This is a genomic window from Rhodoferax sp. OV413, assembly GCF_900104385.1.
Taxonomy (GTDB): domain Bacteria; phylum Pseudomonadota; class Gammaproteobacteria; order Burkholderiales; family Burkholderiaceae_C; genus Rhodoferax_B.
The window spans coordinates 18,384-32,703 of record NZ_FNJA01000011.1; the positions used below are offsets into that span (position 1 = coordinate 18,384).

Annotated in this window: 9 protein-coding genes; 3 read left to right on the forward strand and 6 right to left on the reverse strand. The window is 63.3% G+C overall.

Going from position 1 to position 14,320, the window contains the following annotated elements; translation table 11 throughout:
* Nucleotides 1-60 precede the first annotated feature (60 nt).
* Complete coding sequence (locus BLT66_RS25015) at nucleotides 61-1,854, forward strand: methyl-accepting chemotaxis protein (protein WP_092762447.1); 1,794 nt, start codon at nucleotides 61-63, stop codon at nucleotides 1,852-1,854.
* Nucleotides 1,855-1,892: 38 nt separating this feature from the next.
* Here the strand turns inward: BLT66_RS25015 and BLT66_RS25020 are convergent, their stop codons facing one another.
* The 4 genes from BLT66_RS25020 to BLT66_RS25035 all read right to left on the reverse strand — a co-directional run bounded on the left by BLT66_RS25020 (nucleotide 1,893) and on the right by BLT66_RS25035 (nucleotide 9,846).
* Complete coding sequence (locus BLT66_RS25020; protein ID WP_092762449.1) at nucleotides 1,893-2,351, reverse strand: RidA family protein; 459 nt, start codon at nucleotides 2,349-2,351, stop codon at nucleotides 1,893-1,895.
* A 90-nt stretch (nucleotides 2,352-2,441) separates the two neighbouring features.
* Nucleotides 2,442-3,452, reverse strand: a complete 1,011-nt coding sequence (locus tag BLT66_RS25025; protein WP_092762451.1) for a transglutaminase family protein — start codon at nucleotides 3,450-3,452, stop codon at nucleotides 2,442-2,444.
* 83 nt (nucleotides 3,453-3,535) lie between these two features.
* Nucleotides 3,536-6,130, reverse strand: coding sequence for a circularly permuted type 2 ATP-grasp protein (locus BLT66_RS25030; protein ID WP_092762453.1), 2,595 nt, complete (start codon nucleotides 6,128-6,130; stop codon nucleotides 3,536-3,538).
* Nucleotides 6,131-6,258: 128 nt separating this feature from the next.
* On the reverse strand, nucleotides 6,259-9,846 hold the full coding sequence (locus BLT66_RS25035; RefSeq protein WP_092762455.1) for a transglutaminase family protein: 3,588 nt from the start codon (nucleotides 9,844-9,846) through the stop codon (nucleotides 6,259-6,261).
* A gap of 118 nt (nucleotides 9,847-9,964) precedes the next feature.
* Here BLT66_RS25035 and BLT66_RS25040 point away from each other — a divergent pair, with 118 nt between their 5' ends.
* On the forward strand, nucleotides 9,965-10,855 hold the full coding sequence (locus BLT66_RS25040) for a ComEC/Rec2 family competence protein (RefSeq protein WP_255407082.1): 891 nt from the start codon (nucleotides 9,965-9,967) through the stop codon (nucleotides 10,853-10,855).
* 204 nt (nucleotides 10,856-11,059) lie between these two features.
* Entirely contained in the window at nucleotides 11,060-12,154 is a 1,095-nt protein-coding gene (locus tag BLT66_RS25045) for a hypothetical protein (RefSeq protein ID WP_143029290.1), read from the forward strand.
* 119 nt (nucleotides 12,155-12,273) lie between these two features.
* Here the strand turns inward: BLT66_RS25045 and BLT66_RS25050 are convergent, their stop codons facing one another.
* The gene (locus BLT66_RS25050) at nucleotides 12,274-13,662 is read right to left on the reverse strand and encodes a type II toxin-antitoxin system HipA family toxin (RefSeq protein WP_092762459.1); all 1,389 of its coding nucleotides are present in this window, start codon (nucleotides 13,660-13,662) and stop codon (nucleotides 12,274-12,276) included.
* Nucleotides 13,659-13,979 carry a helix-turn-helix domain-containing protein gene (locus BLT66_RS25055; RefSeq protein ID WP_092762461.1) on the reverse strand — a complete coding sequence of 107 codons (321 nt, stop codon included), beginning with the start codon at nucleotides 13,977-13,979 and terminating at the stop codon, nucleotides 13,659-13,661. Before BLT66_RS25055 ends, BLT66_RS25050 begins: the two co-directional genes overlap by 4 nt.
* Nucleotides 13,980-14,320: the final 341 nt, after the last annotated feature.

The window sequence follows — 14,320 nt, forward strand, 5'->3', positions numbered from 1 at the left end:
CCGGTGTGAATCTGTCACAATTTGTTGAGAGACAAATTCCGTGCACCACAAGGAGAAATCATGAACTTCAGCAATCTGCGGGTGGCTGCCAAGCTCTGGCTGGCAGTCGGGGTGATCGTTACGACGCTGCTGGTTCTGGTCGGCTTGGTGAGCTTCAGGCTCGCCAAGCTGGAAGCAGAAAGCTCGGCAGAACAAAGCGCCATGGTCCAGCGGGTCATGCAGTCGACCAAGTGGTCGGGGCTGACGGCACTGAATGCCGTGCGGGCGGAAGCCTCCCTGCTGAGCACCGACCCGGTGGTGGCGTCCACCTTCAAGGACCCGACTACGGCCACCAGTGCCCAGATCACGGAAATCCAGAAGAGCATTGCCGACAGTGCTTTGAGCGATGCTGACAAAGCGCAGCTGGAAAAAATTGCCACCAGCCGCAAGCTGGTGCTGGACAGCCGGGCCCGGGCCCAGCAGCTGAAGAAAGATGGCAAGGCCGAGGAAGCCCTGGCGCTGTTGCAGGGCGAGGTCAAGTCGGCCGTCACCGCTTACCTGGGGGAGCAGCGCAAGTTTGTGGAGATGCAGGAGCAGTCCTTGCGCCAGTCCGAGGTCGATGCCAAGGACGGCCGTGCCCTGCTGTTTAACTTGGTGAGCGCAGGGCTGGCGCTGCTGGTGCTGTGTGTGCTGGCCGGGGCCTACTGGCTGATCCGCAGCATCCAGCAGCCATTGGAGCAGGCCAATTCGGCCGCGGCGCTGATTGCCGAGGGCGATCTCAGCATGCAGCTGGAGTCGGCGCGCAAAGACGAATTTGGTGATCTGCTGCGTTCCCTGGGCTCGATGAGCAGTTCGCTGGGGCGCATGGTGCACCAGGTGCGCGAAAGTACCGACAGCATCGCCACCGCCAGTGCCGAGATCGCCAGCGGCAACAACGACCTGGCGGCGCGCACCGAGCAGACTGCCAGCAACCTGCAAGAAACTGCGGCGTCCATGGACAACCTGACCCAGACCGTGCGCCAAAGTGCCGACAACGCCCACCAGGCCAGCACCCTGGCGGCCAGCGCCTCCAGCGTGGCGCAAAAGGGCGGCGATGTGGTCAAGCAGGTGGTGGTCACTATGGAAGAGATCAACGCCAGCAGCACCAAGATTTCAGACATCATCGGTGTGATCGACGGCATTGCGTTCCAGACCAATATCCTGGCATTGAACGCCGCGGTGGAAGCCGCCCGCGCGGGCGAGCAGGGCCGCGGCTTTGCAGTGGTGGCCAGCGAGGTGCGCAGCCTCGCGCAGCGCAGCGCCCAGGCGGCCAAGGAGATCAAGGGCTTGATCGGCACCTCGGTCGAGAAAGTCGAGTCCGGCGCCCGGCTGGTGGCCGAAGCCGGTACCACCATGACCGACATCATGCAGTCGGTGAAGCGCGTCACCGATATCGTGGGTGAGATTTCCGCTGCTGCCACCGAGCAAAGCTCGGGCATCGGCGAGATCAACCGTGCGGTGGTGAACCTGGACCAGATGACGCAGCAGAACTCGGCCTTGGTCGAGGAAAGCGCGGCCGCCGCCAGCAGCATGCGCGAGCAGGCCACGCAGCTGGCTGCAGCGGTGTCGGTGTTTAAAGTGCACAGCTCCATGCGCAGCGCGCCGGTCCACCGGCCTGCAGCGAGTGTGAAGAAGGCGGTTGCGCCGGTGTCCAAGCCCGTTGCGGCGCCCGCCATCAAGCATGCACCAGTGGCGGCGGTGAAGCGCACTCCGGTAGCCGCTCCGGCGCGGCCAGCTGCAACCGGCCCCGTGGCCCGTTCGCTGGCGGCACCGACGGCCAAGGCCAAACCCGCTGCCGTACCCGCCGGAGGCGAAGGCGAGTGGGAAAGCTTCTAAGCAAGCCGCTGTTTTAAGCGGGTCGCTTGAGTGGCTGCTTAGCCGACTTCGGCGATCAGGTCGATTTCCACGCAGCAGCCCATAGGCACCTGGGCCACGCCGAAGGCGCTGCGCGCATGGGCGCCTACGTCTTTGCCAAACACCTCGGCAAATAGCTCGCTGGCGCCATTGGTCACCAGATGCTGCTCGGTGTAATCGGACGTCGAATTGACCAGGGACATGAGCTTGACGATGCGGGTGATCTTGTTGAGGTCGCCCACGGCGGCATGCAAGGTACCCAGCAAGTCGATGGCGATGGCGCGGGCCGCGGCCGGGCCTTCGGCGGTCGTCATGTCTTTGCCGAACTGTCCGACCCAGGGTTTGCCGTCTTTCTTGGCCACGTGGCCGCTGAGGAACACCAGGTTGCCGGTGCGCACAAACGGCACATAGGCCGCCACGGGTACCGCTACGGGGGGCAGGGTGATATTCAGTTCTTTGAGTTTTGCGTACACGTCCATGGCGATTCCTTTTATAGATAAAAACGGCGGTTGCCGCATAGGGGTATTGCGCAAGCAGCTACTATTTCAATAGCAGATGCTGGCTGCAGCCTATTGCCACTGCATCGGCGGTGGCGACCAGTTGCTGGCTTGGCTTTGGCTTTGGGATTGAGACGAGGATGCATCACCGCTACGCTGGCTTTGGCTGGCATCGCCCGGGCGCTCCGGCGCTGCGGCCACTGGCTCCAGCGGCATCACCGTCACGGCCACGCTCAGGGTGTGGCTGGCGCCACCGTGGATCACGCCACGCATGGGCGACACATCGGAGTAGTCGCGCCCGGTGGCCAGGGTCACATAGTCTTCGCCCGGGGTGCGGTTATTGGTCGGGTCGAAGTCGCACCAGCCCAGGTCGCCGGTCTGGTCCGGCACATAGACCGAGGCCCATGCGTGCGAGGCGTCGCTGCCGATCAGCCGGGGTTGGCCTGGCGCCGGGTGGGTCAGCAAATAGCCGCTGACATAGCGCGCCGGCAAACCCATGGCGCGCAGGCAGGCGACCATGATGTGGGCGAAATCCTGGCACACGCCCTTGCGCAGCGCCAGTGCTTCAACGGCCGGGGTGTTGACCTCGGTGCTTTCCGACGAATAGGTGAAGTCGGTGTAGATGCGCTCCATCAGGTTCTGGGCTGCAGCCAGCAATGGCACGCCGGGGCCGAAGCTGGGCCGGGCGTAGGCCGCAAAGTCGGGATGGCGCGGTACATAAGGCGAGGCAAATACAAATTCGGCCGCGGCATTGAACTGGGCGCCGGCCCGGTAGCGAAAGCGTTCGCGCACCTGCTCCCAGGTCAGCGCGCTCTGGGCCCAGATGGGCTCGCTGGTGCGTACCAGGCTGCGGGCGACCACGCTCAGGTGTTCGTGAACCGCCTGCAGCGAGAAGAACGAACACAGGTTGCCGTATACGTCGAGCGACTGGGTCAGCTGGCTGGGCGTGGGGCCGATCTTCAGCGTATGACTCAGCAGCTGCTGGTGCGCCGTGCTGGGCGGGCGCAAATGCGCCACATGCTGCGCGGTTTCCACCGCAGGCTGGTAGGCGTAATGGGTTTCGTGGGTGATTTCTAGCTGCATGGCAAACCAACCTTAACACGACTTGTGCGGCGCCCCCAGGGCGGGGCAGCGGCCCCATATTTGGGCGCCGCGCAAGCTGAAACTCAGGCCCCCAGGCTCTTCTTTGCGTCCCGTGAATGGGTGAAGTAGGTGGCGCTGATTTCGTCGGACACTGCATACGCGCATTGCGTGCACTGCGCCAAAAGGTCGGTCAGCACCCGGTAGTTGCCCTGGGCGTCGACGCTGCAGAGTTCGGCCAGGTCCCAGTCGGCGGGGGACAGCACCCGGTTCGACATCGGGCTGAGCTCGCCGGGCGGGCTGCCCGCCAGCTTGGCCAGCCGGCCGCGCAAGGTGTGTGCAACCCAGGCCAGAGAGCGCGGGTTGTCGCGGTCCAGCACCAGCAGATCAACCAGCGCCGCCACGTCGCGGCTTTGCTGGTACTGCGAGTGGAAGGTAATGGTGCTGTCGAACAGCGCCACCATGGCCTCGAAGCCACCGGTATTGGCCAGCGAGCCGGCTTTGAAGCCGCGCGCCAGCGCGGTGGACAAGAAGCCCAGGCGCTCGATGTGCCGGCCGATGCTGAGCAGGCGCCAGCCGTCGTCGCGGGTCATGCGGTCGGTCTGTGCGCCGGTCATGGCGGCCAGGTGGGTGCTGGTGGCTTCCAGCACGCGCAGTGCTTCCATGGGCGAAAAGTCGCCGTCCTTGGCATTCTTGGCGCAGCGGCTGAAGAACTTGTCTTCGGCGCGCACGATCACGTTCCAGTGCTCTTGCGACAGTCGCTCGCGCAAGGTGGCGGCCGACTGTTTGATGGCCCGCAGGTTATAGCCCACGCTGGGCACGGCGGCCGGATCGGCCAGGCCGGCGATCAGCGAGCGCTCGAACACCCGGCGTGCCTGCAGCGGCGATGGCACGGCCGCCAGCACCAGGCCGTGGCGGGTGGCCATATCGTGCAGCCAGACCAGGAAAGGCGTCGAGGTCTGGTCTTCGCCGCTCAGGCCCTCGAGGGTGACGCGGGCCAGGCGCAGGCTGTTTTCGGTGCGCTCGGCATAGCGGCCCAGCCAGAATAGGTTTTCGGCGGCGCGGCTGGTGACGCGGTGGCTGCGCCGGGTGACCAGCTCGGGCGACAGGCTGGCCTGCAGCAAGGTGGTGCGGTCGACTTCGCCCTGGGTTTGCACCCACACGTCGGCACTGCTGCCGCCGCGCTGCATAGATGCCACGCTGTCACGCACATTGACCATGCGCGCTAGTCCGCCGGGCAATACCCGCCAGGACTGCGGCCCGTCGGACACGGCAAACACCCGCAGCATCATCGAGCGCGGGGCGATGCGCGCCGGCTGGTTTGGCTGCGCGCTCCAGGTCGGCATTTGCGACAGCGGCAGATAGGCTTGCACCGTGTATTCGTCGCCCTGGCGCAGGATGCGGCCCGCCCATTCGTCGAGTTCGCGGCGCGACAGGGTGCGGCCCAGCACTGCGTCAAAAGCCTGGCGGCTGGCCGCCCCCTGGTAGGTCGGCTTGATCACGCAGTTGGCCAGCTCGGGCAGGGCGGCTTCGGAAGCCGCGCGTTCGCCGCACCACCAGGTGGGCAGGGCGGGCAGCAGCAGTTCCTGGTTCAGCAAGTGCCGGGACAAAGCCGGCAGAAAGCCCAGCAGCGCCGGGGATTCCAGAAAGGCCGAACCTGGTGGGTTGGCCATCACCAGATTGCCGGCGCGGATTACCTGCATCAGGCCGGGAACTCCCAGGCGTGAGTCGGGCCGCAGTTCCAGCGGGTCTAGGAACTGGTCGTCCAGGCGCTTGAGCAGGCCGTGCACCGGCTCCAGGCCCTTCAGTGTCTTCAGGTACAGGCGCTGGTCGCGTACCGTCAGGTCGCTGCCTTCGACCAGGGTCAGGCCGAGGTAGCGGGCTAGGTAGGCGTGTTCGAAATAGGTTTCGTTGTAGGGGCCGGGGGTCAGCAGGGCGATGTGCGCATCCTTGCCGGCCGGGCTCATGCGCTTGAGGCCATCCACCAGGGCCCGGTAGGTCGCGGCCAGGCGTTGGATGTGCATGGCCTCAAACGCCTGCGGGAATAGCCGCGAGATCGACAGCCGGTTTTCCAGCAGATAGCCGAGTCCGGACGGGGCCTGGGTGCGCTGCGACACCACCCACCAGTTGCCGTCGGGCCCGCGGGCCAGGTCGAAGGCGGTGACGTGCAGATGCGTGCTGCCCAGGGGCTGCACGCCGTGCATGGAGCGCAGGTAGCCGGGGTGGCCTTGCACCAGGGCGGGCGGCAGCAAGCCGCGCGCCAGTAGCTGCTGCGGGCCGTAAATATCGGCCAACACCCGGTCGAGCACCTGCACCCGCTGCAGCACACCGGCCTCGATCTTTTGCCAGCTTTCGGGTGAGACGATCAGCGGGAACAGGTCGAGTGACCAGGGGCGCTGCGGGTTGTCGGCATCGGCGTAGACGTTGTAGGTTACGCCGTTGTCATGGATCTGGCGCTGCAGTTGCTCGGTGCGGTGGTTCAGGTCGGCAAAACCACTGGCACCCAGGTGTTCAAAGAACTGGTTCCATTCGGTGGCCAGCGGTGTGCGCTCGGCCGGCGGCTTGGGCAGCAGCCAGGTATCGGCCGGCCGCGACTGGCCCAGCAGCTCGTCAAAATGCCCGGCCATGGCCGGCCGGGCCAGCGCCAATGCGAGCGCGCGGGGGTCCTCCGAAGGCGGCATTTGAAAAGGGGGTAGGTTCAGGTTTTCCACGATTCACCCGATTGTCACATCAGATATGGACAACCCGGCGCGCACAAATACCGCTTCTCCCTCTCCAAGTGCAGGCCGCCGGTTGAGCGGCATGCCGCTCACCGCCGCAAGTCGAGGGTGAACGGAAACTCCCGGCTGCCCGGCACATTGATGGTTGCCGGCGGCACGCTCATCACGCCCGGCGTGTGGCCCATGCGGCTGAAGCGCGACAGGCGTCGGCTTTCGGCCGTGTAGGCATTTACCGGGAAGGTGTCGTAGCTCAAGCCACCGGGGTGGGTGACGAAATACTGGCAGCCACCGACCGAGTGCTTCATCCAGGTATCGACGATATCGAAGGTCAGCGGTGCGTGGATGCCGATGGTGGGGTGCAGTGCCGATGGCGGGTTCCAGGCGCGGTAACGCACGCCGGCTACGAACTCGCCGGTGGTGCCGGTGGGCTGCAGCGGAATCGCCCGGCCATTGCAGGTGACCACATAGCGGCTCTGGTTGAAGCCGGTGACGCGGACTTCCATGCGTTCCAGCGAGGAATCAACATAGCGGGCGGTGCCGCTGGAGGTGCTTTCCTCGCCCAGCACGTGCCAGGGTTCCAGCGCGTTGCGCAGGGTCAGCTCCATGCCGTGTGTCTTCACATCGCCAACCAGCGGGAAGCGGAACTCCAGGTGCGGGGAAAACCAGCTTTTGTCGAACGCGTAGCCGGCCATGTTCATCTCGGCGATGACATCGTTGAAGTCCATCTCGATGAAAGTCGGCAGCATGAAGCGGTCGTGCAGCTCGGTGCCCCAGCGGGTCGCGGGCGCCTGGTACGGCGTCTTCCAGAAGCGGGCCACCAGGGCGCGCAGCAGCAGTTGCTGGGCAATGCTCATGCGGGCGTGTGGCGGCATTTCGAACGCGCGGAACTCCAGCAGGCCCAGGCGGCCGGTGGCGCTGTCGGGCGAGTACATCTTGTCGATGGAGAACTCGCTGCGGTGGGTGTTGCCGGTGGCATCGATCAGGATGTTGCGCAGCGTGCGGTCGACGATCCACGGCGGCATCTCCTGGCCGTATTTCTCGCGGTTCTTGGCGACCTGCTCGACGGCGATTTCCAACTCGTACAGCTGGTCGTTACGGGCTTCGTCGACGCGGGGCGACTGGCTGGTTGGGCCGACGAACATGCCGCTGAACAAATAGCTCAGGGACGGGTGGTTGTGCCAGTAGACCAGCAGGCTGGTCAGCAGCTCCGGCTTGCGCAGGAACGGGCTCTCGGAAGGCGTGGCGCCACCCATCACAAAGTGGTTGCCACCGCCGGTGCCGATGTGGCGGCCGTCGGTCATGAACTTTTCGGCGCTCAGGCGCGATTCGAAGGCGGCGTTGTACAGGAACTCGGTGTTGTCCACCAGCTCGCCCCAGGTGGTCACGGGGTGCACGTTGACTTCGATGACGCCGGGGTCGGGGGTGACGGCCAGCAGCTTCAGGCGCGGGTCGCGCGGGGGCGGGTAGCCTTCGATGACCAGCTTGACGCCCAGTTGCTCGGCGGTGTTTTCAATCGCTGCCAGCAGCTCCAGGTAGTCTTCCAGCAGCTCCAGTGGCGGCATGAAGATATACAGCACGCCGGACTTGGTGCCGATGGCTTCGGCCTTGGGGCCGCTGGCGCGGCGCGGGTCGCGCACTTCGACGCACAAGGCGGTGCGGCCCACCCAGTAGGCCGACTCGTTGCGCGCCGGAGCGCGGGTGAAGCTGGCTGGCTCGGTTTGCAGCGGCGAATGGGCGCTGGCCAGCGGCGGGGTGTCGCCGATGGAACGGGCGGCGCCATCCTGGCGTTGGCGCAAGGCTTCGGGCTGTGGGTTGACGCCGGCCTGGTAGGGCAGGTTGGCGCGCTCGGTCAGCGTCGGAATCGAGTCTGCTGCCTTGCCCGGGCGCAGCGGGCCGCCCACGGCGGTGGCACTGCTGGTGAAGCCGGCAGCGCGCGCCGCTGCGCGGTTCGCGTAGCGGGCATACATCGAAGAGGATTCGGGCAGGCCATCGCGGGGTATGGACGGGTCTTGCTCGATCATGTAGGGGTAGTCGGCTTCGCTGACCCAGGGCAGCGAATCCAGCGGCAGGCGCAAGCCCATGGGCGAGTCGCCGGGCATCAGGTACATGCGCTCGTCGCGCAGGAACCAGGGGCCGGTGGTCCACACCGGGCCGGCCAGGCGCGGGCCATCGGCGGGCTTGACCGGCAGCACATAGCCGACCACCGCATCCAACTTTTGTTCGAAGACGCGGCGCAGACGCGCGCGTTCCATCTCGTCGCCGAGCTTGGAGTCGAACGGATCGACATTCACCGGCAGGCGGCGTTCGCGCCACAGGTAGTACCAGACGTCCTCGTGGCCGGGCAGGATGTAGTCGGTCTTCAGGCCCAGGTTTTGCGCCAGGCGTTCGGTGAAGCGGCGCGCGTCTTCGCTGGTGTAGTTCGATGCCACGCGCTCGTCGGCAAACAGGGCGGGGTTGCGCCACACGGGCTGGCCGTCGGCACGCCAGAAGATGTTCAGCGCCCAGCGTGGCAGTTGTTCGCCCGGGTACCACTTGCCCTGGCCGAAGTGCAGAAAGCCGCCCTGGCCATACTGGTCGCGTAGCTTTTGCACCAGCTCGGTGGCGAAGCCGCGCTTCGTGGGGCCGAGCGCGTCGGTATTCCATTCGGCTGCATCGCGGTCGTTCACCGCCACAAAGGTGGGCTCGCCGCCCATGGTCAGGCGTACGTCGCCAGCGACCAGTTCGTCGTCCACCTTGTGGCCCAGCACCTGGATGTCGGCCCATTGTTCGTCGGTATAGGGCTTGGTGACGCGTGGCGATTCGTACAGGCGCGTGACCTGCATGTGGTGTTCGAACTCGACCTCGGCCTTGTCCACGCCGCCTTCAATTGGTGCAGCGCTGGAGGGCTGGGGTGTGCAGGCCAGCGGGATGTGGCCTTCGCCTGCGAACAGGCCGGAGGTGGCGTCCAGGCCGACCCAGCCGGCGCCCGGCAGGAAGACTTCGCACCAGGCGTGCAGGTCGGTGAAGTCGACGGTAGTTCCGCTGGGGCCGTCGAGTGCTTTTACGTCGGGGGTCAGCTGGATCAGGTAGCCGGAGACGAAGCGCGCGGCCAGTCCGCAGTGGCGTAACAGTTGCACCAGCAGCCAGCCGGAATCGCGGCAGGAGCCACTGGCTTTTTCCAGCGTTTCTTCGGGCGTCTGCACGCCGGGTTCCATGCGGATCAGGTACTTGATGTCGTGCTGGATCTGCTGGTTGATAGCCACCAGGAAATCATTCGTCGGCTGGGTCTTCAGGTCGAGTTTGTCGAGGTAGGCCTGCACCATCGGTGTGGCCGGCTCGGTGACCAGATAGGGCGAGAGCTCTTCCTTCAGGCCTTCTTTGTACTGGAACGGGAAGTTCTGGGCCTCGGGCTCCAGGAAGTAGTCGAACGGGTTGTAGACCGCCATTTCGACCACCAGGTCGACGGTGACCTTGAATTCGGTGGTCTTCTCGGGGAACACCAGGCGGGCCTGGTAGTTGGCGAACGGGTCTTGCTGCCAGTTCACAAAATGGTTGGCGGGCTCGATCTTCAGCGAGTAAGAGATGACATTGCTGCGGCAGTGCGGTGCGGGACGGAGTCGAATGACTTGGGGGCCGAGGTTGACCGGTCGGTCGTACTTGTAGTGCGTAACGTGGTTCAGTGCGGCATGGATGGACATGTAGGTGTCTCTTGGAAGCTTCGAAAAAGATGTCCTAGCAACGCCAGGGACTGCACGCATACTAGCAAGTCCTGAGCCATGAAACATGACTAAGGCATGGCGACTTGGACATAACTTGATGCAAAACCTCTGGCCCTCGGAGATCAAACGTGTTGCCTGGCTAGCCCCTGGTTTGTTGGGCTGGCTGCTGGGCACTGCGCTGCAGGTGGCGCAGCCGGCCTTGTGGCCGCCCTGGGTTTATATAGGATTTGTGCTGCTAGCGCTGATTCTGATTGCGCTAGCAGCTATTAAAAGAATAGCTATTCGATTCCATCGCAGGCGCTGGCTGCCGGCTTTGCTCTGCGGTTTGCTGCTGGCCTGGGGATCGTGCGGTCTGCGCGCCGGCTATTTTTTGCAGACCGCGTTGGCGCCCGATCTGGAAGGACGCGACGTGGCCGTGGTTGGACTTGTCGCGGCCATGCCACAGCCCAGCGACACGGGGCTGCGGTTTCGCTTGCAGATCGAGTCGGCGCAGGTCGATGGCCAGCCGGTGGTGGTTCCACCGCGCATTGACCTGGCTTGGTACGGCGGCGTGCTGGCTTCGGGCTGGGGTGGCAGTGCGCAACTGCTGGAGTTGCAGCGCCAGCCCGATGCACTGCGCGCCGGCGAGCGCTGGCAAATGACGGTGCGCCTGAAGGCTCCGCATGGTGGCCGCAATCCGCATGGCTTCGACTTTGAACTCTGGCTGTGGGAGCAGGGCGTGCAGGCCACCGGCTACGTGCGCGCCGGCCCCAAGGATGCGGCTCCGCAGCGCTTGGCGCGCACCTGGCAGCACCCGGTGGAGCAGGCCCGCCAGGCGGTGCGCGATGCGATCTACCAGCAGGTGGCGGACCGGCGCCTGGCCGGGGTGCTGGCGGCGCTGGTGGTGGGCGACCAGGGCGCCATCGAACGCTGGTGGCTTACATTAAAGTTCTGCTCCGGGATGTCGTTGATTTATAAGGATTTTTTCACTTTCACAATTTTGGAGTGACATTAAAACCTTGCTCCAGTAAAAACTGATTGAAAACTGAAATGACATTAAAGTTCTGCTCTCGAAAACGCCTGTTGAAATTAGTGAGCCTCAGCGGTCGGAGCTGGCGCTCATAAATGCAAAACGCACCATGTAGGCGTGTAATCTGGGCGACGCTGCCAGTACATTCAGGCAACTGGTTGTCACGCAAGGGGCCACTCGGACATGAAAATCTCACGTGAAGAGCTTTATCGCCGGGTTTGGGCGACACCGGTTCGAACCCTGGCAAAAGAATTCGGCATTTCTGACGTAGGCCTGGCCAAGGTTTGCAGGAAGAATCACATACCGCTGCCGCCAGTTGGGCATTGGATGAAAGTACAGCATGGGAAGGCCGTGTCGCAGCCAGCACTGCCACCTTTAGAGGCCAAAGAATTGGTTTTTGAGGCGAATTCCAATCGATTCCATATGCCAGCCATGCCGGATGTGCAGGCCTTGGCCACCAAGGTCCCCGAGTTGGACTTCACGGTTCCTGACAAGGCAATAGACCTCGGGCCCATTGCCGCACAGACCCACAAAGCACTGTTGGCGGCCAAGCCTGACGCTCGTGGGTTGGTGGCCTGCGCTGGGTCTAGCGCATTCAATTGCGCGGTCAGTCCCGATTCGGTTTCTAGGACTGTTCGCATGCTGCACGCCATCGAAGTGGCATTGCCGCAGCTCAATGCCAGGCTGACCAGCGCGGGCGGCCACTCCCCATTGGTGGTCGAGTACGAGGGCACCACGGTCAGGATGCGGGTTATTGAGGCGTACACCCGGTCGGAAACCAAAGTGCAGAACAGCAAGTACGAATGGGACTACACCAAGACGTACAGATACCATCTGACAGGCCGTCTCACCTTTGAAATCGAGGAGTGGTTCGACGGACAAAAGCGGTGGTCTGATACAGCACGGCAGTCCATGGAGGGCAAGCTGGGTGGTTTCATCCTGAGTCTGGTGGACGCCGCCAAGGCAATCATTCAGCGCAAGCTCGAATGGGCGGAACAGGAGCGCTTGCGCGAGGAGGCTGCCCGTAAGCGTGATGAGGCCGCCAGGCGCCTCAAGGAAGAGCAGGCCTTCCGGCAGCAGTTATTCGACGAAGCTGCGCTCTGGCACAGATGCGAGGCGGTCCGGCAATATCTTGACCACGTTCGGGGGCGGTTCGCTACCAGCAAACAGCCAATTTTGCAGAGGGATATGGACTGGCTGGAACACGCTGAATTGGTGCTAGCCGACATGTTGCCGCTCGAGAGGCGACTGGCCCAAGCAACGGCCCCCTCCGCCTAATATTCCCTCTTGGCTGCTCGAAATCGACATAGGCATTTGATTTCAAAGTGTTTTGGCCAACAGCTTATTGACACCTGCTACCGATAAAAAAAAGCACCCAAGTTGATGACTCAGCGGTATTAAGCAGCTGCAACTCTGCTTGCGCGCTTTTCGAATGACTGCACCATCTGGTGTGAACGAAAGTGCGCCGAAAGATTGCTCTTCATTTGGTCGGTGATACCGGAGGCGGCAATCATGTCAGGCCACTTAACGACCGCCGCAGCAATGACCTTGCGCAGGACCGCTGCCATCGGCTTTTCAGGTAGTCCTAGGATGGCGCAAAACTGGCGTAGTACCGCGGGCGAAAGCTGGGGTTTGCCAGGCGTGGCGATGCCAGGCTCCGCCTTGAGCTTTGGCTTGACCCCTGGTGTGTCGGGCGGCAGCAAGTGCAGCGCGTGGCCCACTCGCTTGGCGTAGGCCGAGTAGCCAACGATGTCATAAGCGCCGGGCAGCTCGGGGTGGTGGCCATCGGGGTAGCGCAGGCCGATGTTTTTCAGGTGCATGTCAGGATTGCCGAGCAACTCGTTGACGAGCAAACGGCGCAGCAGTTCGGCGACGCCTTTCTCGCCGAACAAAGCGTTCAGCACCAGGGCAACCTGGGTATAACTCGCTTCCCGGTACTTGTCCTCCGGCCATACACCCAGGACCTGCGCAAAATCCTCGCAGTGCACACGGCCGGGGCCGTCTCGGTCATAGCGGTTCACAGCCAGGAACAGTGTCTGGGCATCCGTTTCGTCCATGTCATAACCATGCTCGACCGCCAGCAAGGCAAGGGGCGCCAGCCGGGCTTCGCAGACGTTCACGCCAGCGGCACCTGCCAGTTGAAGTGAAAGGTGCTCAAGCTCAGGCAACTGCGGCTGGCCGACCACAGGCAACTTGGCGATGATGTGCGCCTCGCCGGTCTTTGTGCGTGCAACATAGCGGCCGTCCTTCAAGGTGACCGCCACCTTGGGCTGCACACCGGACAGAGACACGCCTTCTTCAAGGGGTTCAGCCGTAACAGACATCTCCAGGGCATCCTGGTTCTGGGTGATGTAGCGGTTGAGCGTGTCCCGGTCCAGGTCCACGGGTAGCGCGTAAACAAAGCCGGGCAGGTCTTTGCCGCAGGCTGCAAGAATCTCGAAATGGTCCTTCGGGTCACAAGCACGCAGTTCGGCTATACGGTCCCGAAAGACACCTTCGGGCAACAGGTTCTGAAAAAGCGCAGGCAGCAACCAACCGTTGCGGTTCGAGAACCTGCCGTTGAGCAGCCGCGAGGTGATGTCCGCCCAGAGGGTGCGCTGTGCTTCGGGGTTGGCCACACGCAGACTCGAGCTTAGCAAAAGGCCCGCAGGGTTGGTGGCGAAGCCCTCATCCGCCACGAATCGGGTAGTGACCGCATCGTGGGCCAGGTGGTACTGAAACAGTACACCGATGCGGTGGGCGGCATCCATACCTCCGAGGAAGATGGCCAAGGCTTTGACGTTCATAGACGGGGCTCCTCGGCACAGACGCCAGGCACTGTCGCGCGCTCCAGCGCAGCCTGAACCACGGACTTGACGGCCGGCTCGGTCACGCTGCCCGCATGCACCGCGGACGCTACCGACTTGGGTACCAGAACCATCTCCAGCCCCAGTCGGTCTGCCACGGCTAAGAGCGTGCCGAGGCGGTAGTCGCGCGAACCGTTGAGCATGAGCTGCAATGTGCGGGGCGGCAGGCCCGCGCTGGCGGACAGTTCGGCCTGGGTGATGCCATGGCTGCGCATTTGTTGGCGTAGCAGCTGGGCGACTTCGGAATGGCTTTTCATGGCTACTTTGGTAGTATTTCTTAGACTAACAATACTTATGTAGCTAATACAAGTCAAAAAAAAGCTAGCTAAGTAGTTGTTTTATAAAAAACTACTTTTGTGGCTGTAAGTTTCCGATGAGAGCAAGAGGTTTCCATCAGGGCCTCGACGTCATATGCGAGTGGCCGAACTTGGACTGTAAGCATGCCGGCCTTCCGATTTGACAGTCCGCATTTGAGAAACTGGAGGGACTGCTTCGAGCCCATTTCGACTGTCGGTTGTGCGGCAGAATACGGCCAATACCAGTCAGTGACTGTTTGAGAAAGCGGACGCTCAGCGTCTGAATTAACTGGACTGCGCGG

Bases quoted from the DNA above. Each gene is read 5' to 3' on its own strand.
- BLT66_RS25015 (WP_092762447.1), top strand. From the start codon at position 61: ATGAACTTCAGCAATCTGCGGGTGGCTGCCAAGCTCTGGCTGGCAGTC.
- BLT66_RS25020 (WP_092762449.1), bottom strand. From the start codon at position 2,351: ATGGACGTGTACGCAAAACTCAAAGAACTGAATATCACCCTGCCCCCC.
- BLT66_RS25025 (WP_092762451.1), bottom strand. From the start codon at position 3,452: ATGCAGCTAGAAATCACCCACGAAACCCATTACGCCTACCAGCCTGCG.
- BLT66_RS25030 (WP_092762453.1), bottom strand. From the start codon at position 6,130: ATGCCGCCTTCGGAGGACCCCCGCGCGCTCGCATTGGCGCTGGCCCGG.
- BLT66_RS25035 (WP_092762455.1), bottom strand. From the start codon at position 9,846: ATGTCCATCCATGCCGCACTGAACCACGTTACGCACTACAAGTACGAC.
- BLT66_RS25040 (WP_255407082.1), top strand. From the start codon at position 9,965: ATGCAAAACCTCTGGCCCTCGGAGATCAAACGTGTTGCCTGGCTAGCC.
- BLT66_RS25045 (WP_143029290.1), top strand. From the start codon at position 11,060: ATGAAAATCTCACGTGAAGAGCTTTATCGCCGGGTTTGGGCGACACCG.
- BLT66_RS25050 (WP_092762459.1), bottom strand. From the start codon at position 13,662: ATGAACGTCAAAGCCTTGGCCATCTTCCTCGGAGGTATGGATGCCGCC.
- BLT66_RS25055 (WP_092762461.1), bottom strand. From the start codon at position 13,979: ATGAAAAGCCATTCCGAAGTCGCCCAGCTGCTACGCCAACAAATGCGC.